Source organism: Mesorhizobium sp. P171375, assembly GCF_057786075.1.
In genome coordinates this window covers 5307836-5334681 of sequence record NZ_JBYNWF010000001.1, presented here as the reverse complement: position 1 = coordinate 5334681, position 26846 = coordinate 5307836, and the positions used below count along the sequence as shown (strand labels likewise).

32 protein-coding genes and 2 pseudogenes are annotated in these 26846 nt (G+C 58.4%); 12 read left to right on the top strand and 22 right to left on the bottom strand.

What is annotated here, in order from left to right; all coding sequences use genetic code 11:
* Positions 1-441: 441 nt before the first annotated feature.
* A complete protein-coding gene (locus ACYHH6_RS26030; RefSeq protein WP_352584179.1) occupies positions 442-1359 on the bottom strand; it encodes a hypothetical protein in 918 nt (305 codons plus the stop codon).
* 317 nt (positions 1360-1676) lie between these two features.
* Positions 1677-1895 (bottom strand): hypothetical protein, encoded by a 219-nt coding sequence (locus ACYHH6_RS26025; RefSeq protein ID WP_352584181.1) that lies wholly within the window; start codon positions 1893-1895, stop codon positions 1677-1679.
* A 174-nt stretch (positions 1896-2069) separates the two neighbouring features.
* On the opposite strand from ACYHH6_RS26025, the gene ACYHH6_RS26020 reads away from it, so the two are divergent.
* Positions 2070-2669: a cupin domain-containing protein gene (locus tag ACYHH6_RS26020; protein ID WP_352584356.1), complete on the top strand. Its 600-nt coding sequence runs from the start codon at positions 2070-2072 to the stop codon at positions 2667-2669.
* A gap of 125 nt (positions 2670-2794) precedes the next feature.
* On the opposite strand, the gene ACYHH6_RS26015 is transcribed toward ACYHH6_RS26020, so the two are convergent.
* The 5 genes from ACYHH6_RS26015 to ACYHH6_RS25995 form a co-directional block, all read right to left on the bottom strand.
* The gene (locus ACYHH6_RS26015) at positions 2795-2962 is read right to left on the bottom strand and encodes a SemiSWEET family sugar transporter (protein WP_352584183.1); all 168 of its coding nucleotides are present in this window, start codon (positions 2960-2962) and stop codon (positions 2795-2797) included.
* A gap of 136 nt (positions 2963-3098) precedes the next feature.
* The gene (locus ACYHH6_RS26010) at positions 3099-3413 is read right to left on the bottom strand and encodes a hypothetical protein (protein WP_352584185.1); all 315 of its coding nucleotides are present in this window, start codon (positions 3411-3413) and stop codon (positions 3099-3101) included.
* On the bottom strand, positions 3410-4186 hold the full coding sequence (xth, locus tag ACYHH6_RS26005) for an exodeoxyribonuclease III (RefSeq protein WP_352584187.1): 777 nt from the start codon (positions 4184-4186) through the stop codon (positions 3410-3412). The genes ACYHH6_RS26010 and xth overlap by 4 nt, the downstream gene beginning before the upstream one ends.
* A 108-nt stretch (positions 4187-4294) precedes the next feature.
* Positions 4295-4483: a hypothetical protein gene (locus ACYHH6_RS26000; protein ID WP_488500484.1), complete on the bottom strand. Its 189-nt coding sequence runs from the start codon at positions 4481-4483 to the stop codon at positions 4295-4297.
* Positions 4484-4794: 311 nt separating this feature from the next.
* The gene (locus tag ACYHH6_RS25995) at positions 4795-5322 is read right to left on the bottom strand and encodes a YciE/YciF ferroxidase family protein (RefSeq protein ID WP_352584191.1); all 528 of its coding nucleotides are present in this window, start codon (positions 5320-5322) and stop codon (positions 4795-4797) included.
* Between the two features lie 353 nt (positions 5323-5675).
* Between ACYHH6_RS25995 and ACYHH6_RS25990 the strand changes: the two genes are divergently transcribed.
* Positions 5676-7076: a phospholipase D family protein gene (locus ACYHH6_RS25990; RefSeq protein WP_352584193.1), complete on the top strand. Its 1401-nt coding sequence runs from the start codon at positions 5676-5678 to the stop codon at positions 7074-7076.
* A 65-nt stretch (positions 7077-7141) separates the two neighbouring features.
* On the opposite strand, the gene ACYHH6_RS25985 is transcribed toward ACYHH6_RS25990, so the two are convergent.
* From ACYHH6_RS25985 to ACYHH6_RS25955, 7 genes and pseudogenes are all read right to left on the bottom strand, one after another.
* Positions 7142-7438, bottom strand: coding sequence for a hypothetical protein (locus tag ACYHH6_RS25985; protein WP_352584194.1), 297 nt, complete (start codon positions 7436-7438; stop codon positions 7142-7144).
* A gap of 72 nt (positions 7439-7510) precedes the next feature.
* Entirely contained in the window at positions 7511-7849 is a 339-nt protein-coding gene (locus tag ACYHH6_RS25980) for a YhjD/YihY/BrkB family envelope integrity protein (protein WP_352584196.1), read from the bottom strand.
* A complete protein-coding gene (locus tag ACYHH6_RS25975; RefSeq protein ID WP_352584198.1) occupies positions 7846-8499 on the bottom strand; it encodes a YihY/virulence factor BrkB family protein in 654 nt (217 codons plus the stop codon). Before ACYHH6_RS25975 ends, ACYHH6_RS25980 begins: the two co-directional genes overlap by 4 nt.
* A 207-nt stretch (positions 8500-8706) precedes the next feature.
* Positions 8707-9075 (bottom strand): GFA family protein, encoded by a 369-nt coding sequence (locus ACYHH6_RS25970; RefSeq protein ID WP_352584200.1) that lies wholly within the window; start codon positions 9073-9075, stop codon positions 8707-8709.
* 107 nt (positions 9076-9182) lie between these two features.
* Positions 9183-9515: pseudogene (locus ACYHH6_RS25965) on the bottom strand (FdhF/YdeP family oxidoreductase); the annotation flags it as partial.
* A gap of 152 nt (positions 9516-9667) precedes the next feature.
* Entirely contained in the window at positions 9668-11461 is a 1794-nt protein-coding gene (locus tag ACYHH6_RS25960) for a thiamine pyrophosphate-requiring protein (RefSeq protein ID WP_352584202.1), read from the bottom strand.
* Positions 11462-11800: 339 nt separating this feature from the next.
* Positions 11801-12846: pseudogene (locus tag ACYHH6_RS25955) on the bottom strand (flavodoxin family protein).
* 205 nt (positions 12847-13051) lie between these two features.
* On the opposite strand from ACYHH6_RS25955, the gene ACYHH6_RS25950 reads away from it, so the two are divergent.
* Positions 13052-14098, top strand: a complete 1047-nt coding sequence (locus ACYHH6_RS25950; RefSeq protein ID WP_352584204.1) for an ATP-dependent DNA ligase — start codon at positions 13052-13054, stop codon at positions 14096-14098.
* Positions 14099-14142: 44 nt separating this feature from the next.
* On the opposite strand, the gene ACYHH6_RS25945 is transcribed toward ACYHH6_RS25950, so the two are convergent.
* The 4 genes from ACYHH6_RS25945 to ku form a co-directional block, all read right to left on the bottom strand.
* On the bottom strand, positions 14143-14604 hold the full coding sequence (locus tag ACYHH6_RS25945; protein WP_352584206.1) for a GNAT family N-acetyltransferase: 462 nt from the start codon (positions 14602-14604) through the stop codon (positions 14143-14145).
* 37 nt (positions 14605-14641) lie between these two features.
* Positions 14642-15019 (bottom strand): DUF2934 domain-containing protein, encoded by a 378-nt coding sequence (locus tag ACYHH6_RS25940; protein WP_352584207.1) that lies wholly within the window; start codon positions 15017-15019, stop codon positions 14642-14644.
* 284 nt (positions 15020-15303) lie between these two features.
* Positions 15304-15534 (bottom strand): hypothetical protein, encoded by a 231-nt coding sequence (locus tag ACYHH6_RS25935; protein WP_352584209.1) that lies wholly within the window; start codon positions 15532-15534, stop codon positions 15304-15306.
* Between the two features lie 105 nt (positions 15535-15639).
* Positions 15640-16467, bottom strand: a complete 828-nt coding sequence (gene ku, locus ACYHH6_RS25930) for a non-homologous end joining protein Ku (protein ID WP_352584211.1) — start codon at positions 16465-16467, stop codon at positions 15640-15642.
* A gap of 190 nt (positions 16468-16657) precedes the next feature.
* Here ku and ACYHH6_RS25925 point away from each other — a divergent pair, with 190 nt between their 5' ends.
* From ACYHH6_RS25925 to ACYHH6_RS25900, 6 genes are all read left to right on the top strand, one after another.
* Entirely contained in the window at positions 16658-16975 is a 318-nt protein-coding gene (locus ACYHH6_RS25925) for a hypothetical protein (protein ID WP_352584213.1), read from the top strand.
* Between the two features lie 151 nt (positions 16976-17126).
* Positions 17127-17465, top strand: coding sequence for a LysE family translocator (locus ACYHH6_RS25920; protein WP_488500483.1), 339 nt, complete (start codon positions 17127-17129; stop codon positions 17463-17465).
* On the top strand, positions 17398-17685 hold the full coding sequence (locus tag ACYHH6_RS25915) for a LysE family translocator (RefSeq protein WP_352584215.1): 288 nt from the start codon (positions 17398-17400) through the stop codon (positions 17683-17685). Before ACYHH6_RS25920 ends, ACYHH6_RS25915 begins: the two co-directional genes overlap by 68 nt.
* Positions 17686-17763: 78 nt before the next feature.
* Positions 17764-18273, top strand: a complete 510-nt coding sequence (locus ACYHH6_RS25910; protein WP_352584217.1) for a DUF6894 family protein — start codon at positions 17764-17766, stop codon at positions 18271-18273.
* Between the two features lie 23 nt (positions 18274-18296).
* Positions 18297-18917 (top strand): cysteine hydrolase family protein, encoded by a 621-nt coding sequence (locus tag ACYHH6_RS25905; protein WP_352584219.1) that lies wholly within the window; start codon positions 18297-18299, stop codon positions 18915-18917.
* 15 nt (positions 18918-18932) lie between these two features.
* Complete coding sequence (locus ACYHH6_RS25900; RefSeq protein WP_352584220.1) at positions 18933-19826, top strand: hypothetical protein; 894 nt, start codon at positions 18933-18935, stop codon at positions 19824-19826.
* Positions 19827-19870: 44 nt separating this feature from the next.
* Here the strand turns inward: ACYHH6_RS25900 and ACYHH6_RS25895 are convergent, their stop codons facing one another.
* Positions 19871-20473: a diguanylate cyclase gene (locus ACYHH6_RS25895; RefSeq protein ID WP_352584222.1), complete on the bottom strand. Its 603-nt coding sequence runs from the start codon at positions 20471-20473 to the stop codon at positions 19871-19873.
* Between the two features lie 58 nt (positions 20474-20531).
* Here ACYHH6_RS25895 and ACYHH6_RS25890 point away from each other — a divergent pair, with 58 nt between their 5' ends.
* Positions 20532-20915: a hypothetical protein gene (locus ACYHH6_RS25890; protein WP_352584223.1), complete on the top strand. Its 384-nt coding sequence runs from the start codon at positions 20532-20534 to the stop codon at positions 20913-20915.
* Positions 20916-20931: 16 nt separating this feature from the next.
* Here the strand turns inward: ACYHH6_RS25890 and ACYHH6_RS25885 are convergent, their stop codons facing one another.
* Positions 20932-21903, bottom strand: a complete 972-nt coding sequence (locus ACYHH6_RS25885; protein ID WP_352584225.1) for an SDR family oxidoreductase — start codon at positions 21901-21903, stop codon at positions 20932-20934.
* Between the two features lie 922 nt (positions 21904-22825).
* Here ACYHH6_RS25885 and ACYHH6_RS25880 point away from each other — a divergent pair.
* Complete coding sequence (locus tag ACYHH6_RS25880; protein WP_352584227.1) at positions 22826-24106, top strand: Nramp family divalent metal transporter; 1281 nt, start codon at positions 22826-22828, stop codon at positions 24104-24106.
* Positions 24107-24343: 237 nt separating this feature from the next.
* Complete coding sequence (locus ACYHH6_RS25875) at positions 24344-24487, top strand: hypothetical protein (protein WP_352584229.1); 144 nt, start codon at positions 24344-24346, stop codon at positions 24485-24487.
* A gap of 72 nt (positions 24488-24559) precedes the next feature.
* On the opposite strand, the gene ACYHH6_RS25870 is transcribed toward ACYHH6_RS25875, so the two are convergent.
* Together ACYHH6_RS25870 and ACYHH6_RS25865 are read right to left on the bottom strand one after the other, a co-directional pair.
* Positions 24560-25240: a response regulator transcription factor gene (locus ACYHH6_RS25870; RefSeq protein WP_352584230.1), complete on the bottom strand. Its 681-nt coding sequence runs from the start codon at positions 25238-25240 to the stop codon at positions 24560-24562.
* Complete coding sequence (locus ACYHH6_RS25865; RefSeq protein ID WP_352584232.1) at positions 25218-26822, bottom strand: sensor histidine kinase; 1605 nt, start codon at positions 26820-26822, stop codon at positions 25218-25220. The genes ACYHH6_RS25870 and ACYHH6_RS25865 overlap by 23 nt, the downstream gene beginning before the upstream one ends.
* Between the last annotated feature and the right edge of the window lie 24 nt (positions 26823-26846).

The window sequence follows — 26846 nt, the reverse complement described above, 5'->3', positions numbered from 1 at the left end:
TCCCCTACCGCTCCTGGCTACGCCTCAGCCGTTGGTCGCGATTGCCCGTCAATTCGATTAAAATCATCGTCGCGAGGTTGCCCCATTGTTTTGGACGCTCGCTCCGCGCTGGGGCGAGGCGGGCTGATCAGAGCCAGCCGATCAGCAGCTAGAGGGACTGCTGCAGCAGGAAACCCAAATCGAAAATTGTTCCCGCGTCCTCGAAAAATGCCCTGAGAACAGAGGCCGAGTCCAACCTCGGGCAGCTTCGCACCCGGTCCATCACTCCGCCACTGCCCCCTTGAGTGCAGTGGCATGGGCTGCGGGACTGAACGATACGCAAGAAACGCTGGGCGAGAAATTTGAACGGATCCGGATATGGAGCGATCACCTCATTGGTTCGACCCGCGATGGATTAACCCATTATAGGCTAAACTCGCCGCCAGCCATGCGATCCAAACTTCAACGGGTCAGAATGAGATCCTCCTCGTCGTCGCGCTGCTTGCCACCAAACGCCGCTGCAACGCTCGCTATGAAGGCGCCGATAACCATCGACAATGCGCCTATAAGCGCGAAGGATGCAGTGGCTTTCCTTGCTGTATCGGCCGCCTGCTTGGCCTTGACCTTGGCGTCGTCGACTTTGGCGATTACCGCATCCACTCGGGTCTTCGCATCGGCGTCCGACAGGCCTGTGCGGGCGGCGACGAGTTGCGCCAGATAGGCCTTATCCTCAGGCGATACCTCGCCATTTGCCGCCCCCGCTAGCAGGATGCGCGTTGCTTGTTCCGCAGCGGTGGGGCCGTTCTGTTCATTGGCAGGCGCGGCGGCGGTGTTCGCCGATCGGAACAGAGAATCTACAAAATAGCCGGTCCAGGTGCCAGAAGACGGGGCATCTGTCGCGACCGCATTGGCGGCTGCCGTGGTTGCCCCCATCGCGGCGCCTGACGCCACTGAGGATGCAGCCTGCACACCCGTGCCCAGCGCCGCCGAAAGAGCTGAGCCGAGCACGCCGGCGACAAGCAACGTTGCCAGCGCCCACGCAAGGAAACCGTGTGCGGTGTCACGAAAATAGACTTCGTCGGTGTGGACATTTACCCACTTGGTGCGCAGCCGACCGGTGAGATAGCCGCCTACGCCAGCTGATAGCCATTGAACGACGACAAGCCAGGCAGCCGCCGAAACCGCGAAGGTCGTGGTCGAAGCGCTCGATCCAGTCCACGGCGAAACCATGGTCAGTCCTAGACCTGAGCCGACCAGCATCAGGATCACCGTGAGCGTCGAGGCCGCGAAAGCGCCCGCGACGATCGGCCCCCAGCTGACAGCCGATGAGGATGATTCAGAGACCGGCGTGATGTCCGTCGATGAAAGCACGGTTCCCATTTTCACCCCCTACCGCGCAAACAGCATAATCAGAATGATGATTGGGATTGGAACCCCGAGCAACCAAAGCAAAATACCTCGGCCCATATCGACCTCCTTTAAGGTGCTGAGACGAAGTAACAATTCTCTATGAAGCCTTTCGTTCCACAGGTACTGTTGGGCATGCTGCGGCAACTTTCCTGAAGGGACAGATGCGACTGGTCTAGGCGCGTGACTTACTCGACTGGCGGCGAGCGACAGGCCTGACACCTGCCTCATGGTGGCGCCTTTCCCCTAAACAAGCGTCCCTCGGAACTGCCGACCCAGCAGACCGCCTATTAGAGAGCTTCCGGAGATTTCTTCGGCCCTTTGACTTTGATAGGAAATGTCGCGTCGCCGTCTTTGTTGCCCGAGATGACCCGGGGATTGGCGCTAGCGACGCCGTCGTTTTTTCCGCCCTTGTGGTTCTTTTCCGACTGACCCTTTGCATCCTGCTCGGGCGGTCGTTCTGTTGTTCGATGTATCTTGTTCGCCATGATGGCCTCGCGGTTTGCCATCCAACTCCTGGCAATTTCGAAAGTTCCAATCCACGTCCTGCTTGGGCGCTTAACCCCGCCTTCGTGCTCGACCGCAGAATCAGAGCAACGTTTGTTTGACCGCTGTGGAACCGACCGACCTGATGCATGTTGAAACTGAAACGTGTTCGCTATTTTTCCGACAAGGCGGCGTCCATGAGCATTCTGCAAACCACCAAAAAAGCGATCGAGAACATCACGGGTTTCGCTAGACCGCGCAAGGAAAGTGTCGCAGGTCTTGTGAGGCGGCGAAAATCCAATGAGTTCCGGTTCAAGGATGATGGACTTGTGCCCAATCATCCTTCATGGCCGCTCGTCGTTTTTCGCGGTGCCGTGAAGTTGCCCGAAGGGCTTGATCCCGCAGCCGTCATGGAGGTGGTTTTCGATACAAACGGATGGGGCGATAGCTGGCGAAACGGCATCTATGATTACGTTCACTATCATTCGCAAATACACGAGGTCCTGGGCGTTGCAAATGGGAGCGCTAAAGTCCAGTTTGGCGGCAAGAAGGGACGAACGCTGTCGCTGAAGGCTGGCGATGTCGCGGTTCTCCCGGCAGGCACCGGGCACCAATGTCTCTCGGCATCCGATGATTTTCTGGTTGTCGGTGCATATCCTCCCTTTGGGACTTATGACGAATGTACGAGCAGAGATCAGCATGCCGACGCGCTCGCAAGTATCCCCAGAGTGCGTCGTCCGCGCAAGGATCCGGCATACGGGAGCCAAGGCCCGCTGTTGAAGAGTTGGAAGCGCTAGCCGTCGGGGTCGAAAACCTCGGCAACTGCCTCTTTTCTCAGCGGGTGGCAGGACTGCCATCGTGAGAATGAACGCTGATAGCAAGAGACAGACGCCGCTCGTGATTATGATCGGCCACTCTGCCTTCATGATGCGGAAGGCCAGCCACAAGGCGAATCCCAAACAGTGATGGCATACATCGGTGCGGAGATGCCGCTTGTGTCTCGCGTTTTGACGATTTTCCAAGCCTGCGGCGTGAAACTGGTCTTGGAGCAGACAGTTGCAAAGTAGCCGATGAGCGTGAGTGTCTGCATGAAGGCGGCCCCGACTTAGGTCGCATCTACGCGCTTGAGGTCAGATATCCGAACCACGCCGTACTGGCTGACAAAGGTAAGGGTGGAGTCTGTGCTCTGGCTCTGTGAAACTCCAGATATACGATGGTCGCCGGTATCATATTTCCATCTTTCCATGATCGTCGATGACCAGGCGGCTTTGCTCAGGAAACGCTGCGCAGCGCATATTGTTTTGAGAACCAGCGGCAGACGAACTCCCAATCTCCTCAGGCCACCACGAGCCGACGTGGGCCATGCCAGCAGACGGGTAGGCCGAGAGCTGTGCGGCGATAGCGTTGAGGTTTGTCTTGAGGCCGACATTGAACATGTCGCCGACCATCGTCATGCCGGAAGACCATTGTGACATTCCTCCGAAGTCGGCGTGGTGAACTGGGCGACCGCCACTCGGCCGTTCCATGTTGATGGAGTTCAATCAAATTCTATCCAGGCTGGTGCATGATCGCTTGGCTTCTCCCATGCACGCGTTTCGGCATCTACTCCGGCATTCTTCAGGCGATCCAATAGAGATGGGCTCAGCAAGAGATGGTCCATCCGCAACCCGGAACTACGATCGTACCCACCGCGGTAGGAGAAGTTCCAATACGTGTAAATTCCCTTTTCTGGATGAATGCGACGGACGGCATCGATCCAACCCTGAGCAAGCATTTCGGCGTAGGCGCTCCGGCTCTCAGGCAAGTAAACGGCATCGCCAAGCCATCGCATCGGCACCGCCGCGTCGATCGGGCCTGGAACGACGTTGTAGTCGCCGCACAGGATGCTCGCCGAGCTATCGCGGAGCAGCAGCTGGCCATAGGTGATCAGGCGTTGGAACCAGCGAAGTTTGTAGTCGAATTTCGGTCCCGGCGCCGGATTGCCATTAGGCAAATACAGGCAGCCAACAACAAGTCCATTCACATCTGCCTCGATGTAGAGGCTGTGCGAATCGTCGGGATCGCCCGGCAGGCCCCGTCGACGTTCCAGCGGCTCGATCCCGCGAGCGAGGATTGCCACGCCATTGTAGGATTTCTGTCCGTGCCAGATCGCGCCATAACCGGCGTTTCTAATCGCGTCGACCGGAAATTTTTCGTCAGAGGTCTTCAATTCTTGAAGGCAGACGATGTCGTAGTCGGTTTCGCCAAGCCACTTGAGAAGCACAGGCAACCGGCCGTTGACGCCATTGACGTTGAAGGTTGCGATGCGGGTCATCTGGGCGATCTAGCGTCTCCGCGCCGCTTCGTTTGCTGGCGACATAGACGACCTATATTCCGCAATACGGCTGACGTCAGAACCGTCCTGGTGGCCGATGTTGCTTTGTCATCGTCCATCTGCATTTTTGCTCGAAGCTTTGGTGCTTTGACCGGTGGGAGCGGACGTCTTTGCATCTTTGGAATGAGCGGCAAGCGCCGGACCCGCACCGGTAGCTTTACGCATATCGCCGCTGCCCTTGCCGTCAGTCGATTTCTTACCCAACAGTCCTGAGAAATATTTTCCAAAAAAGCCCATTTGACTCTCCATCTTGGTGTTACTGCCTCGACTGCGGATCAAGTGTACTGGGCGACAAAATTCTGCGCTCTCGTTGGGCGGCTTTGCGCGGCGCCTGTGCTCTTCAATGATTTCGGCGCTCTTCTCGGAACTGCCGACAATCGCTGCGCGAACCGGCAAGCGCTCGGCGCCTGACTAACGCGGCCGAAAACTCAAACAGGAGGCATTCCAGTCGTTTGTAGACCAGTCGTTTGTACTGCATGATCATGCCCTTCATCTCTCAAGACCGCCCCGGCGCTTTGGTCGGCCGAGGCGGTTGGGTAGACGATCAATCAAGCTGCCTTCTGTTCTGCCGCCCGTTCGTTGACGCCGGCTTCACCGAGGGCGGTCAATGCCTCGTCGGTGGCCTTCTCCTCCTCGAGTGTCGCATTTAGAAGCGCCGCCACGTCATCCTTGCCGAGCGTTGTAGCCCAAGCAATCAGGGTTCCATACCTGGCGATCTCGTAGTGCTCCACGGCTTGCGCGGCACCGACCAGCCCCGCATCGAGCGAAGTCGAACCCTTGTACTCCTCAAGAATTTCAGATCCTTCCTCCAAGATGCCGTCGATCGCCGGGCAAGTTTTGCCGCGGGCGGCCACGCCGAGGATATCGAAGACTTCCTCCAGACGTTCGACCTGTCCCTCGGTTTCGGCGAGGTGCTTCTCGAATGCCGCCGAGAGCTGCTCTTCGTATGCGCCTTTGGCCATCTTCGGCAGGGCTTTCAGAATTTTCTTCTCGGCATAGTAGATGTCTTTGAGACCATCGAGGAAAAGGTCCTCCAGGTCCTTGGTGTTGCCATTGGCTTTTTTGGCAGTAGGCATGTGCCGGTCTCCTCTGTTGAAAATCGCCCGTCGCGAGCATTTTCTAAACTCGGAAACCTGAGCCCGGTTCCGGCATGATGGAGATATCCAAGGGTCCTGTGCTCATTCAAACAAAGGACCGCGTCATTCCCGTCCACCAGCTGCGCCGCGGCGCACACCCGGCAAACAAGCGGGGAAACGCTTCTCTTGAAGCCACCCGATCGTTCAAGGGTCGCCGCTGGATTGCGAGACCCGGTTGCATCCAGGAATCGGATGATGAGCGGGTGCATATGCAACCAGATTACCTCTGAATGGTTTTTGATATGATTTTGAGCAGGGCCAGCTTTGACCACAGTCCAAAGGTAGCCAATTTCATGGACGTATCGGTTTCGCGAACTGCAGACGACAACATCAAAGCCGGCAAAAGCGGCTTGCTGCTTGTCTCGGACAATTATGACGCTTTCGCTGTGCGTGTGCTGGCTGCAAGGAGCGCTGTGCGCACCCTCGACCTGATGTATTACCTTTGGCATGATGACCACACCGGCAGGTTGCTGCTCCAGGAGGTTTTTCGAACGGCTGAGCGCGGCGTGCGGGTGCGCATGCTCCTTGACGACGTCAATCCACGCAAAAACGATTCTGCATATCTGGCGTTGAACAATCATCCCAACATCGAATTGAGGCTGTTCAATCCGAGCAGTATCAGGCGCGGTCGGATCATGCGTGGCGTGGAAGTGCTCTTACGGCTTTTTGCACTAACGCGACGTATGCACAACAAGGCTTGGATCGCCGACGACAAGTTCGCCATCGTTGGCGGTCGAAATCTTGGCGATGCCTATTTCGATGCGGCGGAGACCAATTTCCGGGACCTCGACATGCTGCTCCTTGGCCCTGCGGTACAGCAAACCGCGCAGATATTCGATGCCTTCTGGGCTTGCGAGGAATCAAAGCCAATCGAAGCACTCGGTTCAGGGATCGAGCATAAGCAAGCTAGCTTGTTCGAAGGAAGCGATCCCGAAACCGAGTCAAGATTCTTGAACGGCATCGGCGAGCGGGGCTCAATTGCAGAGTTTATTGCGGCCAGCAACGACGTTCATTGGGTGAAAGGAGTGCGGGTGATTTCCGATCCGCCGGAGAAGGTTCGTGGCTGGAGACGTCGCAGCTGGTTGATGAAGGAGTTGCTTCCCATAATTCAATCGACGCGCGAGTGTCTAGAAATTGTCTCTCCTTATTTCATCCCCGGCAAAAGGGGTTCGGCGATCTTGTTGGACCTTGTCGGCAGCGGGGTTGACGTTTCGGTTCTGACCAATTCCCTGGCCGCTACAGACGTCGCCGCCGTCCATGGCGCTTACGCAAACTATCGCAAGCGGCTGCTTAGGAATGGCGTCAAAATTTTTGAGCTCCAGCCGTTCAGCCGGCAGCCGGCAATCTCGGTATTTGGTTCAAAGGGCGCCAGCCTACATACGAAAGCTTTCACCGTTGACGAAAAGACCGGTTTCGTCGGCTCCTTCAATTTCGATCCACGGTCAGCGTCCTTGAATTCGGAAATGGGCGTGCTTTTTGAGGATGAGAAATTGGTGGCGGAGCTGCGGAATCAGTTCCAATTAGAGATATCTCCGGAAGCGAGCTATCGGCTCGAACTGAAACACAATGTTCTGCACTGGCATAGCTGCGACGAAGGCAAGCTCCGAGACTATACCAGTGAACCAGAAGCCGGATTGTTTCGCCGAATCCTGACGGTCTTCGTCCGTCACCTTCCGATCGAATCTCAGCTCTAGCATCGGAAGATGCCGACGGCCTCGGGATCGGGTGTGCAAACATGCAACGCTGACCTACCCAGGGGTCAGCCAGACCGCATCACACCCGGTTCTTCGAAAACCGAGTCGCCACTCCCATGCTGCGCGGCGTCCGGATCACTCGGCAACACGTGGGAAAAATTGACTGTGGCGACCAGATATCCGGCTTCATCGTAGACCTTGATTATCGATCCCGATTGTTTGGTACCGGACCTTGGGTCCGCCGCCATTGCAACGCGCGCCATCTCTATTGCTCTCGGACTGGCCATCTCCTCGCTGGCCAACTCTTCCTCGAAAGCGGTAGTCTGGCCGGATACTGTAGTCTCAAAGCGAAATTTTGGCATGGGTCAACCTCCTGTTCCTATGCAATTCCCGTGTCCGGGTTGCGTTCCCAAGAAACAGAACTGGTGAAGCAGCTAAGATCGCCGCGATGGCCAGATTCTTGTCGCCACGAAGGTGAGCAAACCCGTTATCACAATCCAGGCCACCTCGCGTTGGGTAATTGGCCCAAGGTTCGATTTCTGTCGCGACGGGGTCTCTGCCTCCACGATCGGTTGAAGGTCGGACCGACTGCCGAGACGCACGGAATAGGCTCGCGTGAACTCGGCGCCGAGCAGGAATATCTCCGACGAATAGTAGACCCAAAGCAGCACGACCAGCAGGGCACCTGCCGCGCCATACGAGGATGCGATCGCGCTGGTTCCGATATACCAGCCAATCAGCGACTTGCCGATAGTGAAGAGCAAAGCGGTCACTGCCGCGCCAATTGCGACATCGCGCCAAGCAGCGACCGGTCCGGCAGAATCTTGAAGATCGCGGCAAACAGAGCGGAAATCAGCACGAATGATACAATGCCGTTTATTGACGCGAGAATGATCGTGCCGAACGGCAGATGGGCATTGATAACAGCGCCAAGGGCGGAAATGGCGGCGCTCGCCGCCAATGACACAAGCAGTAAAAATCCCAATGCTGCAACCAGGCCCAGGCTGGCGGCCCGCGCCCGCACCAATCGCGACACAGACATAGGTGGTGGCTCAATCTTCCAGATTTTGTTGAGCGAAAGCTGCATTTCGCCAAACACCCCTGAGGCTGTCACGAAGAGGGTGACGATGCCCACCAAAGTGGCAAGAGTGCCGGCGGTTCTGTGAGAAGCGCTTTCGATGGTGGTGCGCAGAAGGTCGCCGGTTTGCGATCCCATCACGCCTGCGATTTCGGCCGCCAAGGCGACTTGAGCTGCTTCATGCCCAAAGACAAGTCCAGCAACCGCAACAACGATCAACAAGATCGGGGCGAGGGACGTGACGGCATAAAACGCCATCGCCGCACCGTGGCTGAGGGCATTGTCGTTGATGAATCCGAGGATGCTCTCCTTGCCAAGAACCCAGGCTTCGCGTGCCACTCGCATTGGGGAACCCCTTGTTACCTGAATGAGGAATCTAGGGCTGCGGGCAACGAAAACGAGACGTATGCCGTGGCTTACAGCGACGAGCTGCGCGGTCCACCGTTCTGCTCACCGGTCTCTAGGATCGCCGAGGGTGGGGTCGCGCGGTCGCGTGTAGCCATCGACGCGAGGCAAACCATCATCCATCCTGATAAACGGAAGTCGCATTTCCTAATATGCCTGAGCTTGAGGATTGAATTCCTCGGGCGCGTCCATAAAACCGATCGAGATGTAGGACTCGTTTGGCAACCCTTCATCGGTGTACCCAATTGACGTGCCACACTCCGAACAGAAGGAGCGCACGACGCCCCTGGTTTTCGAGAACGTTTTTGGTTTTGGGCCCAGCCATTTGCGCTGATCGGGACGATAGCCAATCCAGATAGTCAGTGGGCTGCCGATCGCTCTTCGGCAGTCATCGTCGTGGTCGAAACAAATCCAAAAGGGATCGCCGCTAAATTCAGCTGTCACAGCTCCGCAAAAGCAATGCCCTCGATCAACCCGGGTCGGTTTGCTGGTCGTCGTTCGTGGTCTGTCGTCCATGGTAGTCCTCCGGCGAGCGTCGTGGCGTAACGCCACGGCCGGCAAGCGGTTCCTTTGGACATCAGAGAGCTGCAGACGCGCCCAACTGGCACGCTGATCGTCAATATCTTTTGAGCCAGATCGTGGTCCGACCACAGCTCCAACTCGCTCAGCGTGTGTCTGGAAAAGGATGCTGGGTCGGCACGTCGGGACGTGATTTCCCACGCGGTCGCCTTTGCGCCGTTTTCGCAAAATTCAAGGGGATGCTGCTGGGCAGGTTTTGCCCAAGCGCAACTGACACACATGTATCCTTCCGGCTTGTTCTGGGTCGAAAGCAGCTTTGGCTCTTTGAACGGGACATGCTCCCTGAGAGCGATTTCGGCCACAGATTTTGCTGATCCCCAGCCACCGACCGGACCGCTATATGGTTTGGTAGAGGGCGACCGTGCTTCCGATGTCATTTCTGCTTCATCTCAGACCGAAGGCCAAACGCGGCCCCTACCAACTCGCCGCGACGGGACAGTCACTTCGCCGACGACGGGCTCATCATCCCAGCTGGTCTGCCACCCGCTGGGCTTCATTGAGGCACGACGTGCCGGGTTTTCCACGCTGATCATTCAGGCTGGCCCGGCAAAATAGAACTAAGAACTTGCCTGACGGTTCCATGAATGACGCCTGCTTCGCTCGGATCGCCCTTCGCAAGCGACAAGGTCAGGTTCTTGGCCTGTGCGAGCGTCAAATGCGGCGGCAGGGGTGGCACTTCAGGGTCGGTTTTGACTTCAAGGACGACGGGGCTATCGGATGCAAGCGCCTCGTCCCAGGCGGGGCCGAGATCTCTTGGACGATCGACAAACAGCCCCTTGAGGCCGATCAGTTCGGCAAACCGATGATAGGGCACATCGGGGATGTCCTGCGAAGCTTCTAATTTCGGGTCTCCTTCCATGACCCGTTGTTCCCACGTGACCTGATTGAGGTCCTGGTTGTTGTAGACACAGATGACCAAACGGCCGTCGGCCCATCTCTTCCAGTATTTGGCGACAGTGATCAATTCGGCCATGTTGTTCATCTGCATCGCGCCGTCGCCGACGAGCCCAACGACCGGACGATCGGTGTGCGCGAATTTTGCGGCAATCGCATAGGGAACCGCCGCTCCCATCGAGGCAAGCCCGCCCGAAAGCGATGCCATCATTGTGGGGCTAACCTTGATGTCGCGCGCATACCAGTTTGCGCAGGATCCGGAGTCGCTGGTCAGGATGACGTTGTCCGGCAGTCTTGGAGACAGTTCCCAAGCCACCAGTTGCGGATTGACCGGATTGGCTTTGGCGTGCGCTCGTTTCTCGAGCAGTTTCCACCACTCTGCAACGTTCTTCTCGATCTGCTTGCGCCACTTGCCGTCCTTGGTTTTCGGCTTCAGGAGGGGCAGCAATGCTTTGAGGGTTGCGGCGGCATCGCCGACAAGATTGATCTCCATTGGATAGCGCAACGACATCATGCCGGGCTTGAGATCGATCTGGACACCTTTTGCCTGGCCTTCCTTCGGCAAAAACTCCGAATAGGGAAAGCCGGATCCGATCATCAGCAAGGTATCGCACTCGTTCATGAGATCCCACGAGGGCTCCGTGCCCAGCAATCCGATCGAGCCGGTAACCCAAGGGAGGGAGTCCGGCAAAGCCGTCTTGCCGAGCAGCGCCTTGGCGACGCCGGCACCCAGCCGGTCTGCGACGTCTATAACTTCTTGTGTCGCGCCTAGCGCGCCGGCTCCAACGAGAAGGGCAACGCGCTTGCCGTGATTGAGAATATCGGCCGCCGCCTTGAGGTCATCGTCATGCGGAACGATCACCGGCGGGCGATAGCCGACACCAGAATGGACGGTACCGTGAAGCCGCGGCGGCTCTTCATAGGCCATGTCCTGCAGATCGTTGGGCAGGATGAGTGCGGTCACCGTGCGGTTGGCCAGCGCGATGCGAATGGCGCGGTCGACCAGGTGGCGGACCTGTTCAGGAACGGCAGCCTGATGGACAAAATCTCCAGCGACATCCTTGAACAATGCGGCGAGATCGACCTCTTGCTGGTAGTGGCCACCGATCGCGCCGCGGGCCTGCTGGCCGACTATGGCCAGGACGGGCTGGTGATCGAGGCGGGCGTCATAAAGGCCCGTTACAAGATGCGTTGCGCCTGGACCGGAGGTCGCTATGCAAACGCCGAGTTCGCCGGAAAATTTGGCATAAGCGGATGCCATGAACGCAGCCATTTCCTCATGCCGGGCCTGGATAAATTCGATCCTGCCTGAGGCTCGACCAAGAGCGCCGAAAACACCGTTGATGCCGTCGCCTGGGTAGCCAAAAATCTTACGCACGCCCCAGGCATGGAGTCGGGAAACCAGGAAATCACCTACGGTTTGAGACATCTGTCAGCCCTTCGAGCGCTGGATTAATGAATCGATTGACAAACAGGATGCTTGTCCGCGCTTGCGCGCCCACTCCTCTCTCGCAAGCATCCCCGTGGGCAGGTAGCCCCGGTCGATTTTCTGGCGGGCCGTCCCCAGGCAGGGATTGGCCAGTTGTGCCCGGCGCTCCATCTTTTGGCCGCCCGCTCATGATTATGGTTCCTTGTTCGCATACGGAACTCCGAGGCGACATCGAAGTTCCAAGCTTCGCGTTTTGACGGGTGCCGCCACGGCTGGACGGCCCTTTCAACGCCGTGTCCAAAGTCCCAACTCGGGCTGCCGCTCACCTTCGGCGACCGTCTATTTCTTTCTCGGGTCTTCCAGCGACTGGTCCGCAGTCCCCAGTTCGCCGTCGCGCTGGGCCATCACAGCGCTGAGAAGCGTCCGGGCCGCGTTGCGCACTTCCTCCTGGACGTCGGTATCCTGGTCCATTTCGTCGTGGCTGGTCGCATAGGGCTTCCAGTATCCGATATAGCGGTCCAGTTCCGCCTTTGGCCCCGCTGGAATCATCTCGATCGACTTCATCCAGTCCGACAAGGAGTGTCGCACGTTCTCCGCGCCCTCCGTGTCGCCATGCACAATCACCGAGAACAGCCGGCCAGCCAAATGCCTTGGATAATCCCAGCCCTTCAACTCCAGCGCCTTGGCCTCCTTCGCTTCCTTGCCATGCGTCGAACTTGGATCGGGATTGCCGCCGTCGGCGCAAACCAGCCTGTCCATCAGCAGCTTGAGGGGCGACGTCACCTGGTACCAGTTTACCGGCGTGACTATCATCACCCGTGCGCGGCAACCCACATCGGATAAATATCATTCATCCAGTCCTGCGTTTGCCCCAGTGAGTGGTTCGGGTAGCAAGAACATGGCCAATGGCAGAGGGCAGCCGCCGTCGAGAAACAGGCTTTGCAGGGATGGATGCTGCGGCCATATTCCGACGCCAGCCGCGACAGATCCAGTATCTCGACTTCTGTCTCGCCGGCCTCGAAGACGTCGCGAGCTATCTCGGCGAAACGGTAGCTTTTGGACATCTCGCCGGGACAGGTGTGCTCGCTGCGTGACGACCCATTGACGATCAGGATGCGGCGCTTTTTGTTCTCTGTGTAGCGGCGTTGAGCCGCGTCCACAGCATCCTTGGCGGCGATCCAGTCAACGGAGAGATCGTAGCTCGGGTCCGCAAAGCCGGCGCCCGCCTTCCTTGTCCGCGGGCTTTTGCGGGAGTGGGCATAAGCCTGCCAGGCAATTTCGGCGATCGTGTCGAGTTCGGCGTTTGCGGTTTCGAAAGCCGGATCGTTGAACTGTTCGCGGTAGCGCCTTTTGAATTCACCTTCTTCAAGCCGGGGACTAGGCATCCCCTTGCGAGGATCCGGCGCCGTTTCTCCTCGCTCGAGCCAATCGAACATCGTCAGACCTTGTGGGCAGCCACCATGGACCCAGCGAGGTAACCACGGTGCAAGCGCTTCGTTCCGCCGCGAATGGAACTTGCGTCTGCGTGGACGAACCAAATCTCCCGCGCCGCGTTGAGTTCGAACCCTATCGTTTGGCCACGGGACTTTCATGACGGGCGAACCTGCCATCTCTCGCGATCTGCCGAAGAACGTGAAATCGTCTTTCGGCGTGCCGTTGAGCACTGCGCCGATGGAAGCAAAGGCTGCCGACACGTTGCCGGCCGACGCCGGCCGATGGCAATACGAACCAAAATGGGACGGGTTTCGGTGTCTGGCCTTCAAATCCGGTAGGGCGGTGGAGTTGCGGGCAAAATCCGGCAAGGCATTGGGGCGATATTTTCCGGAAATCGTCGCGATCTTGCGTGAACTGGAAATGAAAGAGTTCGTGGTCGATGGCGAGATCGTCATCGAAATTGCAGGCTCTCTTTCTTTCGACGCCTTGCAGATGCGGCTGCATCCGGCGGAAAGCAGGATCCGCAAGCTGTCGGTCGCGACGCCGGCAAAGCTGATCCTGTTCGACATGTTGGCAACCTCCGAGGGCGCCTTGATGCAGCAGCCGCTCTCGGCTCGGCGCGTTGCACTCCAACTGTTCGTAAAGTCGGCCGGGCGAAAAGATATTGAGCTGTCTCGCGCAACGCTTGATTTGGCGGCAGCAAGCAAGTGGCTTGGCCAGTCCGGACAAGATTCGACCGACGGGGTCGTTGCCAAGCTTCTCGATGAAGAGTATCGGCCCGGCGAGCGCGCCATGATCAAGGTCAAGCGGCTGCGCACGGCCGATTGTGTCGTCGGAGGATTCCGCTATTTGGCGAAGTCGCGTGAAGTCGGTTCCCTGTTGCTCGGTCTATACAATGACCAGGGGCAACTCGATCACGTGGGGTTCACCTCGACGATCGCCCGGGAGGACAGGGCAAAGCTTACGCGACAACTTGAAGCTTTGCGATCGACCCCTGGCTTCACGGGAAAAGCCCCGGGCGGCCCCAGTCGGTGGAGCACGGAAAGAAGCGGACAATGGGAGCCGTTGCGGCCCGAACTGGTGGCGGAGGTGCGGTTCGATCATGTCACCGGCGATCGCTTCCGGCATGGCACCAAATTCCTGCGATGGCGTCCTGACAAAAGCCCTAAGCAATGCACGTTCGAACAGATACTGGGAAAATGAGGCTTGGCGAAGGCTAGGGCGGATCCACAATCGAGCCCAATCCATCAAACATTCGGCGCCGTCAAATCCAGTCGCATTTCACTGGCGATCTTGAAGCCGGCGGCGAGATAAACGCTTTGGCCGGCATCGGATGAATGAAGGACCGCTTTGGTGCAGCCGATCGTTCTCAGATAGTCGATGCCCGCCTGGACCAGAGCTGCCGCCACGCCGTTTCGCCTGGCTGCAGGTTCAACGAAGACGCTCCAGATATAGCCATGCTTGCGAAACGACGGCACGGTGACATCGGGATAAGGCAGATGTTCGATCTGGCAGGCGAGCGACCCGATCGCAACTTCGTCCGCCTCGGCAAAGAAGGTCGCGAGCTGATAGTGCCGGCGACCTGAAATAATGAAGTCGAGCGTAACCTCTTCAGCATCGGCCCTGATGTGGATCGGGTCGACGCCATAGCTTTCCCACAACGCCCGATAGTGGCGGATCAGGGGTAGGGTCGTCAGCCGGGCTGCCATTTCGAATGATGTAATCCATCGCGCCATCCGCGAAATGTCAGCGAACTGATCGCTTCTTCCCCTCTTGCTGCGACGGAATCCCAGTTGCCTTCAGGTTCATGGCGGCCTGTTCGAGCGCCTGGTTGTCATCCCCGATCCTGTCGAACAGTTCCTGTGCCTGGTCGCCGGTGATGCCGGTCTTCATCGCCAGGGCCTCGACACTGAGCACGTCCGGACGGCCCGACGGTATCGTGACTGCGCCCGGCATCGCTGCGCCTGGTGAGATGCCCGGCCGCGCGCCCAGCTCGTCGTCTTCCCGATCGATCTCGGCACTCGCCTGATGCCAGTGACGTTCGTGCTCGCCATCAGCCGCGCCCTCGCGCTGCCAGATTTCATATGCACGGCGCCGAATGCGTTCGTTTCTGTCTTCCGACATTGTCGTTTCTCCGAATGGTTGCGTGAACCAACGCGAGCCGCCCTCAAATGATCCATCAGGGCGCTGATTCCTCAGGCCATCCTGTCAAATTTCCAGGAGGAGGTGGGACCAAACCCCTGTTCGGTCTGTCACCACGGCTCGCTTCGGCGGATCACGGTTCTCGTCCGGGTTAGGGACTGGCAATTCGTCGGGAAGAAGATCGGGATCAGGCTCGCGTATGTCCGGCGTCCATGTCGGCGCATCCACGGGTGGCTCTTCGGTCGGCTCTGGTTTGGGGGGCAAATCTATTCTCCGGGTCTTTCGCTTGGGCGTGGGGTTTTGCCCGCCACGGGTCGCGCGCCGCTGCGTCTGGCAGCGAAAGGGTCTTTCACACCGCGTATATTTTTATCGATGGCGCCAGCGGTGGTGGGGCTTGCCGGCGCCCGATCGGAGTCCTGTGTTCCGGCTCCTTTGGGCGCATCCGCCGCCTCTGGCTCTTTGACGACTGCCCTGTTGACGTTCTTGATCTCGGCCATGCTGCATTCTCCTTCGGTGGCCAACGACCAACCGCGAGAATTGTTCCGTGCGATTAGGGACGGCTGGGCCCGCTGTGCGGACCGCCTCGCCCGGGCAGTTATCAACTATGCAGTCTTGCGTTTCGGTGAGGCTCTGTTCTTGGATCTCGCCAGCCCCTCCTGTTGGAGGCTCTTCTTCAGCACTTCGGCGAGGTTGATGACGTTCTCCTTTGGCCTGGGTGCGGGCTTCGGCGGCTTCTTGCCTTTGCGCTTTGCATCGATCATGGCGATCAGCGCGTCTTCATAGGTGTCTTCAAATTTCGAGGGGTCGAAGGTCGTCACCTTTTTGTCGATAAGCATACCGGCGATTTCGAGCAGATCGGGGTCGTATTTCTGCTTGGTCAGTCCATCGAACACAGTGCTTTCCGATACCATTTCGTTGTGGTTGCGGAGCTCGGTCATCACCATGCCCTTGCCATAGGGCTGGATCAGGACTTCGCGGCCGCGCTGGTAGAGCACCACGCAAGAGCGGGCCGCGACGCCCTTGTTCTTCATGGCATCGCGGATCACTCCGTACGCCTCGATGGCGGCACCGTCGGCCGGGATCAGGTAATAGGGCTTCTCGAGATAGCGCGTATCGATGTCATCAATCGATACGAATTCGCCGACTTCGAGCGTGTGCTTCGACGTCAGCTTCAATGCCTTTATGTCGTCAGGTTCGATCTGGAGGAATTCGTCCTTTTCGATCTCGAAACCCTTCACCTGATCCGCTGCATCCACCTGCTTTCCGGTCTCCTCGTCGGCGTAGACGCTCTTGACCGGCAGACCGTCCTTGCGGTTTAAAATCTTGAAATGAATCTTGGATGCTTCGCTGGTGGCGCCGACAATCTTCACGCCGCAAGTAACCGAACCAACCTTCAAGAAGCCCTTCCAGGCAGCACGTGGCGCGACCATTTTGCTTATCCTGTTCCAGCTACGGCAACGCGTTTCCGTGCGAATTGTTCCTAGGGCGAGGGCTCGGTGCGCGGTCAATGTCCGGCGGGGAAAAATCCTGTCGGTCTCGACAGCGATTTTTCATCGGCACGGTGCATCTTTTGGCAACCCATCGGCGTTGGAAGGGAGCCCATTTGTCGAGGTGAGTTCCATGAAAGTGTCGACCAGGGACCATTTGAAAACTGAGGCGCAACTCTCGGAAGACGCCGACCTCATCGTGAACCGTACAGCCCATTTTGTCGGAGAATGGATTGAGGAGCATGTGATCGAAAAGCCTGCTCTCGTACCGGAGGGTGTCGATGCCGCAGAGGAACTCGCAAGCCAATGCATCGCGGACGCAGACGATGAAAGCATCGCTCCCGAGGACATTCAGGATGAAGTCGGCGACCTGAAGGAATACATTGCCGAGACGATCGTGGAGGAAGGCGGTCGCGGCTACGCAGTCAATGCTAAACGCGACATCCGATGAGCAACTTCTGCGCAACGGGCGCGGTGCAGCCGCTTCTCGTTGACCGGCGATATCGCCGCTCCAATTCCAACAAGAGCATCATTATTGAGAGGAACAAGTCATCGATCCCGCCCACTGGATAGCGTTCGTCGGAACGGTCATCCTGCTACAGATGCCTCCGGGGCCAGATAGCATGCTGGTGATGGCGCGCGGCATAGGGCAGGGACGCAGAGTTGCGCTGTATACGGTACTGGGAATGACGGCCGGCGCCGGCATGGTTCAGCTTCCCCTGATAGCGTTCGGTGTTTCATCTCTCGTGCGAACCTCCCCGCTGGCTCTTGATGCACTCCAATGGCTTGGAGCGGCGTATCTCGTATGGCTCGGGCTAGGGGGCCCGGCCGGCTACGACCCCGATCAAGGCCCTTGCCGCGGCAAGGGAAGGCGTGATTGCCAATCTGTTCAATCCGTGGCCCATCACGTTCATGGTTGCGTTCCTGCCTCAGTTCGTTGACCCGCATGGGAGTTCCGTGACGTTTCAACTGTTGCTGCTGGGAGCAACTCAGAAAATGACGGGCGTGTTGGTGTTGGGAACTTACGCCGTGGCCTCGGGCAGTATAGGCGCCTGGATCCTGACGCGGCCTCGTGTGCGGCTTTGGCAGCAGCGGATCGCCGGCCTCTTCATTATTGGCCTTGGGTTCCGAATGGCCTTTGGCGGTGGCCCAAGCCGCTAAGTTGCCCGGCCGGCTCCCTGCCTCCGCAGGAACCGAAAGCGCGCCATGAACATTGTCAGATACAGCCAGGAGAGTGTCATGCAAGTCGTTCGAACCGAAGTGGTGAATGCCAGGGCGCCAGACGGCAAGTCGATTCGCCGGGTCATATTTTGCGGCGAGGGCGGCGACTGCGTCACCGTGGACATGGCAAATGTCGGGATACAGGCTGAAGATGAGGTGCTTGCGCGCGCAAAGGGAATCCTGATCCAGACAGCGACTTTCGAGCTCGCGGCCAATGAGTATGACGCGAGCAGCAACGGCAATTTCGACGAGGTTGAGATGACCTCTGCAAGCGACGGCGCCGGCGATGTATACGTCTTTGAGTATCGCGATGGCGAAACCAGCCGACGCATACCGCCGTCGAGGATGGCGAGCCTTGACGCGGCCCGGTCCGAAGCTATTCGCTGCGCAATCGATCTTCTCGCCGACCTGCAGCCTGGCACGGACGCTCTGTCCGGCTGGCTTGTGAGGGTGTCCAACGAAAGCGGTGAGTTGCTTTGCACCGTTGACGTGGCTGAGGCCGATGCAGCGCGGCAGGCAAGCCAGTAATCCAAACCCGACGGAATCCAGCAGTGGCCGCCCAAGGATTGATTCACGGACCCATAGGCGACAATGGCCTGCACCTGTGCGTCGACATGCAGCGCCTGTTTGCGCCGGGTGGACCTTGGTCCGTGCCGTGGGCTGAAAAGGTGCTCCCGGCGATTGAAGAACTGGTCGCCAGACATGCCAGACGTACCCTGTTCACGCGCTTCATTCCTGCCAACCGCCCGGGCGAGGCGCCGGGCATGTGGGCAAACTACTATCGTCGGTGGGCGAAGGTAACCCTTTCAAACATCGATCCACGCCTGATCGAGCTGATGCCTCAACTTGCACGATTCGTTCCGCCGGCGACGGTGGTCGACAAACACGTCTATTCGCCTTGGACAGAGGGGCGCCTGGACGCGCTGTTGAGTGGATCAGGCGTGCGTGCGCTCGTGATTACCGGTGGCGAAACCGACGTTTGCGTTCTCGCGACCGTGCTTGGTGCCATCGATCGTGGCTTTCGCGTCATTCTCGTCACGGATGCCATCTGCAGCTCTGCCGACCAGACCCATGACGCGCTGATGGAAGTCTACCATTCACGCTTCAGTGAGCAGATTGAGGCGGCCAGCATGGCGGAGGTTTTGGAGTGTTGGCCACAACTCACTCGCTGATCTGGAGGACGTGAGGTGAAACGGTCCGACGATCATCATCCCAGCCGTGGAGAACGAGAGACGATCGGCGCAGTTGCCGAATTTCCGTATGACCGCATGACAGTGGAGCGGTTCCGTGAACTCTTCCCGCGGGCGCGATGGAGCGACGAGCGGAAAAGCTGGTTTGTGCCTGGCAAGACGGCTGCGCGTCGCATCGATCGTTGGCTGGCGCGTGAGGCCGCCCTGGTGGCGGCCCACGCAGATAGCAGGGGCAGGGATGCCTTCGCCTTTGATCCGATCGCCAGCCCCTATATCGAGGTGGCAAACGATCTGCTTGTTCGTACGCCCTATTCGCAGGCTGTCTTGAAGCAACTACGTGAAATTCCCTGGGCCAATTGGGACGAGGACCTGCGGGCTTGGCGCGTGCCGTTTCGGTCTTATGAAGACCTTCGGCGGCACTGGCCAGAAATCGAGCAGGCTGCCCAACACGCCGAACCCGAAGCAAGGAAACGACGACGTGAGGAGCGAGGGATTTCCGAAGCGGAGAGAGCCGCACAATTGCGAAACGCCGAACGGCGCCGTCATCGCCATCCGGTGCTGGCGGTAGATTTGCCGCCACTTGGCCGCGCCGTTGCCACCGACCAATATGGCGTAATTATCTTCACGGACGCATCTGGTGAACTGGTCGAGCCTGAATTTTCCGCTGTCTATCGGCATATGAGGGCGGGCCTCGACTACGTCTGGGGAACCTGGCGATCAGCAACGCTCGCTGAACTTATCAAGACGTGGCCTGCGCGTCATGAGGCCGGATCTGCCCAACATTCCAGAGGTTGGTGGCAGCCGACCCTTGCCGAGCTCAGAGTCGCTCGGCGAAACGCGCGAAGCATCGACCGTAGGCGACGAACTCGCGCTCTAAAAAATCCGGCTTAATGAAACGCGCTTTCCGGAGACAAATCGTGGCTTCGGGGGCAAACTCAGCGGCGGGTAGTCTGGCCGGGTTCGGCGTCTCGGGCCTTCTCGGGGATCAGCTTCCCGGCATTGGCTCGGAGGCCGCGGATGAATTCTTCGATATAGGGCAGGGCTTCGAACAGCAGCACGACGATCAGCATGGTTACGATGTAAAAAACAGGCAGAGGCTCTGATTTCCAAACCAGATTGAACCGCGCCGGCTCGGATCCGAACCCGAAGAGTGCGAGAAACTGACCCCAGTGCAGGGAAGCGACAATGATGATCCCCATCAGCGGGATCATTTCCAGGAAACTGTGAATATGTTGTTCGAACGGCGTCACCGTCCGCGCCGTCGTCGCGTAGGTTACATCCCACATGGCGGTGGTCTCATGGAGGACAAACGCAATTAGCATGCCTGCGATAACCAGGGCGTTGATATCGAGGAACATAGCCGCCAGCAGCGGAATGCCGACCTCGGTGAACATCAGGAGATGGATGAGAGATTCCTTGGCACCAGTCGTTGTCTCGATGTGCGAGGCGCGATGACATAGCCAATCTGCGAATCCGGCCACAAGCCAGAGTGGCAGGACGAAATACATCAAAATAAGCACGGTCGGATCAGACAGCATTTTCTCCTCGGCGGCTCTAAGCGTTGGTCACGCGACCCCGGCGATCAAAGTAGTTCACATGAAAGATCCGACCATGCCCCTCGCGATGAAAATCGAAGGGCGCGGCTGCTCGCCCGCCATCCGGTTTTCGCCAAGGAGCCCGGCCCGAACCGCAGCAGGACGCTGGTTTGTGATCGCCGGGGCGCCTGATCCCGGCGCTGAAACGGCTTCTTCGGTACGAAAATTCTGTACGAAATTACCAACGAATCGGTCGGTAAGAACCAATTGCCTGTCGACGATCCCGGCCAAGCCAGAGATCGTCGGCATTGAGATCGGGCAACTCACGCCCGGTGACAAGCACCAGCTTGCGACCGCTTTTCTAGAACCGATGGAGCGCGGCAAGCGTCTCCCGGAGACGGCCCCTTCGTGGGCCATTCCCGTCATAGTCGGCAGCACGCAATGAAATACATCGCGCGACCTCAGTAGCCACCGACAACCGGCAGAATCTCTCCTGTGATGTAACTCGAGCACTGCGAAGAGGCGAGGAATACGTAAGCCGGGGCAAGTTCTTCCGGTTGTGCTGGCCGTTTCATCGGCGTGTCCGCGCCGAACTTCGAGACGTCGTCGGCTTCCTTGTCCGAGGGGTTGAGCGGCGTCCACACCGGACCTGGCGCGACCGCGTTTACCCGGATGCCCTTGCCGATCAGGTTGCCTGAAAGCGCCCGCGTGAAGGCGTGAATGCCGCCCTTGGTCATCGAATAGTCGACCAATTGCTTTGAACCGTCGATGCCGGTCACCGATCCGGTATTGATGATCGCAGAGCCCGGTTTCATGTGCGGCACGCTCTCCTGCGCCATATGGAAATAGCCGTACAGATTGGTCTTCAGCGTCGTGTCGAAGTGTTCCTCGGTCAGGTCGTTAAAGTCGGTGGAATGGATCTGGAAAGCGGCGTTGTTGACCAGCACGTCGATCCCGCCAAATTTCACAACCGTCAACGCCACAGCGTTGCGGCAATGCTCGCGCTTACTGACATCGGCTTTTATCAGAATGCAACGCCGGCCTTCCTCTTCGACAGCGGCTTTGGTCGCTTCGGCGTCCCTGTCTTCGGCCAGATAAACGATAGCAATGTCGGCGCCCTCACGAGCGAACAGGACAGCCACCGAACGGCCGATGCCAGAATCACCACCCGTGATAAGCGCTACCTTATCGTCGAGTTTTTTCGATCCTAGGTAGTAAGGCGCATCGTAGAGCGGAGCCGGTTCGATTGCCCATTCGTGCCCAGGTTTGGGTTGATGCTGCTCGGGAAAAGGCGGCTCGGGATATTTGCGTGCGCCGGCTTGCATCGCGTGTTGCGTTTTGCCGTTGCTCTTTTTCTCATCCTTGGCGTCGATGCCGCGCTGGATATGGCGTTGCTTGGCGGCTTCAGCTGATGTCTGCGACTTCGTCTGCATGGCTTTCTCCTCTGCTCGAAGAACGAACAACGCATGCCGGCCAAAAAAGTTTGCGCAAAAACCAAGAAGCCTTCGAGATCGCCGGTTTCAGATTTCGGCAGTAGGGGTCGCTATGTTCAACTCGGCGGCGGAACGAAGCAGGATGGTTTAGCGTGATGCACTGGCAATAGCTGCGGAACCATACGGGAAGACTTTTGATTTTGGTCCACGAAAAAGTCAATAAAATCAACACTTCCGTATGTCCTTCGGACCCACCAAAACCGCCGCGTAAGTCGCTGATTTATAAGCCATGTTTCGAAGGAGCCCACGATGTGGACTCGAACCCCGTTCTGACCGGACACTTGCCAGATTCGTGAGCCCCGTTCGTATCGCGGCCCGGAATCAATCCGGGCTCAGCCGTTGGAGCGAGAACATCTGCTGCCTTGAGACCCCCTCTGGCAATTTTTCAAAGAAGAGCAGCCCCGCGCTTCCAGGCGGGCACGCGCTCTTCTCGGTGTGTTTGTCCAACTCGCTTGCGGTGGTCGCTACTCCGGTCGGTGCATGCTTGAAGTGCCGCCTTGTGACGCTGGCTATGTTCTTCAGGCCGGCTGTCTGTCATAGAAATCGCCGCCTCTGAGACGCTGACCAAAGTGCGATACGCCCTGGCTTTTTCGTCTCGATGATCACCGGCTCTTCAAAGCATGGGTCCTGCATATTTCTGCCCGGCGTCGCCAAACCGAACGAGGGAAACTTGTTTTCGTTCCAAGCGATCCCGGCCAAACAAAAATGCTGCCGCCGCGCGAACGAATGGCGGGGGGTGAAGCGGGGCGAGCATGACGCCTAGGTACCAAGCAACATAGTCGCCCGCGGAGGATAATTTTTTGCATGACGGAGCTTTTGCCAAGGCCGCGAGTTACTCCGCTCGCGGAGGGAACCTTTCAGCATGCAAAAGAACGATGCGGTTGTTGGCCCGTCGAAGCCTCGGCTTCTTGGTATCCTTGGACCCGGCCTGATAACAGGAGCGTCCGACGACGATCCGAGCGGCATCGCCACTTACTCTCAGGCGGGTGCGCAGTTCGGCTTCGGCCTTACATGGACGTTGCTTTTCAGCTATCCACTGATGTCAGTCGTGCAGGAGATCAGCGCCCGGATCGGACGCACCACCGGCCATGGAATCGCCGGGAACATGCGACGGTATTATCCGAACTGGCTGCTTCAGTCGGTCGTCGTGTTGCTCCTCATCGCCAACATCATCAACATCGGCGCCGACCTCGGCGCCATGGCCGACGCCCTGAAACTGATTATTGGCGGACCACATCTCGCCTACGTCATCATGCTCGGGGCGGTGTCCGTCGTCCTGCAGGTCTTCCTCAAATACAGCCGTTATGTCTCGGTACTGAAATGGCTCACGCTTTCGCTCTTTGCGTATTTTGGCACTGTACTGGTTGTGCATGTGCCGTGGGGCGAGGTCGCCCAAGGCCTCTTCATCCCAAAATTGACTGCCGATGCGGGCTTCTGGACGTCGGTGGTGGCGATCCTGGGCACCACCATCAGCCCCTACCTCTTCTTTTGGCAGGCGTCGCAGGAAGTCGAAGACCAGAAGGTCAAGCCCGGGCGGAAGCCGCTCAAGAAAGCGCCGGAGCAGGCCGAGAGCGCGATCGAGCGCATCCGGCTCGACACATATATCGGCATGGCATTTTCCAATCTCGTGGCTTTGGCGATCATGATTACGGCCGGTGCGACGCTGCATGCCAGCGGCGTTACCGACATCGAGTCGACCAGCCAGGCCGCCGAGGCGCTGAAACCCGTGGCTGGCGCGTTTGCGTTCGGGATCTTCGCCCTGGGTGTGATCGGGACCGGCCTGCTGACGATACCGGTCCTGGCGGGCTCGGCGGGCTATGCCTTGGGCGAAGCGCGCAAATGGCCAACCGGCCTCGACCGCAAGCCATTTGAGGCCAAGGCCTTCTACCTGACCATCGCAGTCGCGACGCTTCTCGGCGCCTGTTTGAACTTCACCCCCGTCAATCCGATCAAGGCCCTCTACTGGAGCGCGGTGGTCAATGGCGTCGTGGCCGTTCCGGTGATGGCTGTGATGATGCTGATGACGGGGCGGCGCGACATCATGGGCAAGGCAACGGTGCCCGCGGTGATGAGGATCGTCGGTTGGGTTGCAACCGCGGTCATGGCGGTAGCAGCAATTGTGATGATCGTTCAGATTTTCTGAGGGACGGTTCTTGAAGTGGTAAGGTATCCGCTTCAACGCCGACGGCAAGATCATGGAGGTCGATCTGATCGCGCGGCCGGCGGAGGGGCGTCATGGCCCTTGGTAACGGCGTAGGAGACAAGGTTGGACCGCAGATTAAGGCAGGTCGATCTCGCCGTGAAGTTCTGACGGCAGGCGAACATCAGAAGCGCGCTGCCATCGCCGTTGCAAGGTTGGCAAGAGACTGCTGGAGGCCGCATGATCAAGTCGACGGGTGATTTCCACACGAAGCATGAAAGCGGTTTTGCGCCAGCAGAGGGGTGTAAACTGCCATTCGACGAAAACGCCTTCGACAGCATCGCAATCAGAAGACCGAATGTTTCGCGCTCATCTGGCGCGTGATCGGGATTGACCTCGGTCACCGTCAGCGCGCGCCAGACAGACAAGTTGGTCGCCAGGAATTTGGCTCCGTTTCTATGCCTTTCGCTCAACCAGCACGTAGCCGACCCCGCGGACAGTCTGAATGCCGGCTGACGCACTTGGTCCTAGCTTGGCCCGGAGATAGCGAATGTACACCTCCACGATCTTGGTCCCGGGTTCAAAGCTGTATGACCAGACATTGTTGAGGATGCGCTGGCGGCTAACCACTTTTCCCGCATTAAGCATCAGGAAGTGCAGAAGGTCGAATTCACGTCGGGTGAGGCGGATTTCCCGGCCGCCATCCGTTAAACGGCGAGCGCTCGTGTCGAGATTGAGGCCGCCGATTCGAAGCGGCTGCTCCTCCCCTGTTCCCGGACGGCGTCGGCGCAGGGCGTCAATCCTGGCCACCAGTTCATCAAAGGCAAACGGTTTGGTCAGGTAATCATCGGCACCGCCCTTGAGCCCATCCACGCGATCCTGAATTGTCTCTTTGGCCGTCAGCATCAGGATGAGGACCGGCCACTGTTCCGATCGAACGATCCGGCACAGCTCAAGACCATCCAGGTAGGGGAGCAGGCGGTCCAGGATCACCAGATCGAACGGATCCGTGCGAATGACGGCCAATCCCTCTCGACCGTCCTCCGCGATACTCACGTGAAAGCCTTCTGCCTCCAGCCCTCGGCGAAGGAAATCGGAAACACGCCGGTCGTCTTCAACGATCAGGATTCGAATCATCGGTGTGTTGTACCAGCGGGAGTTTGATTCTGAGGAGGGTTCCCGAAGGCTCAATCCGTTCAAGGCCGATCGTGCCGTCGTGCCTGTCTATGATCTTCTTGGCGATCGCAAGGCCAACACCGAGCCCATCGGCAACAGACTTCTCGCCAGCATGTCCGCGATAATAGCGATCAAACACGAACGGAAGATCACTGGCGCCGACGCCGGAGCCGTTATCGCGGATGACAATCTCAAGCAGGCCCTCCCGCCCGGTCATCTCAACCGAGATCGTCTGGTGTGGTTTTGAATACTTTATGGCGTTGTCGAAGCCGATCAGCAGCGCCTGCTTGAGGCGCTGGGCGTCACCTCGAATGAGGCCACGGTCTGCGTTAAGCGAGAGATCAACGGATATTTGCCTGGGGGTAGCGAGTACGGACGCCTCCTGAACGGCCGCCTTCACAACCTCGCCGCCATCGATGATTTGCGAGGAGAAGCTCATATCTTCTGCTTCAGAGCGGGCGACGGCGAGAAGATCCTCTAGGTTGCGAGCCATATCCTCGGCGTAGTTGCGGATTCGGCTCAAGGCCTTCCCGTAAGGTCGAACACGCGGTTGACCGCGAAGGGCAACATCCGCCTCTCCACGGAGAATCGTCAGCGGCGTGCGTAGCTCATGGCTTGCCTCCGCAAAAAATTGGGTTCGCCGGCTGTTGAGATCCATGAGTTGTCTATTCGCTTCGCGAAGCTCGCGCGTGCGCAGCTGAACTTCAGCCTCCAGCCGGCCCTGGACCGAAATCAGAGCGGCACGCTCGATCTCAAGCGCCTCGGCCATGCTGTTGAAACTTCGCGACAAAGAAGCGAACTCGTCGATCCCCGTTGCGGGGATGCGATGGTGGAGCTTACCTGCGGCGATGGCTTTGGCGCTTTCATTCAGCTCACGCACAGGTGCGGCGATCGACCGTCGCAGAACGAGGCCGAAGCCCAGGCTGCCCAACATGAGCAAGGTGGAGGAACCGCCGGTCATGAGCAGAAGATGCCATTGCGCACCACGAACCCGTTCGAGTTCCGATCCAACCTCGCTGCGCTCCTCGTGCAAGGCAGCCTCGATCATTCCTTCGAAATCGCTCTCCAGCCGATGCTCTACATCGTTCCGGAAGCTTTCCACGACGCCTGCCGGCTCGCCTCTTGATCGCTGGCTGAACAGCCGTTGGGCAGCTCGATCGATAGCTTCAAACAGCGCCTTGATGCGGCCGACGAACTCGAGCTCGCCCTCCTCCTGGCTTTTGTCGCTCCAAAAGCCGAGAGCACCAAGTTCCTCGCGCGTTGCGCCTTCCAACTTATGGAATCCGGAATACAGTTCTCTTCGTGCCGCCTCGAAATCCGGCATCTGCTCAGGCCCGAGCAGCAGGACCTCGGCGACTTGCTCGGTGTAGTTGTTGGCTTGGCCATTGAGCTCTGCAAGAGCTTCAAATCGGCCGTGGACGCTGTCTACGCGGCGGACGAATTGTTCCGTTAGGTGCAGTGTGGCGAGTGCCAATCCGGAAATCAGCCCGACAAGGGCGAGGATGAGGATTTGAAACAGGAGGATGCGACCTCGAACAGTCATGCGGATGATCCCTGCTGGCGATCC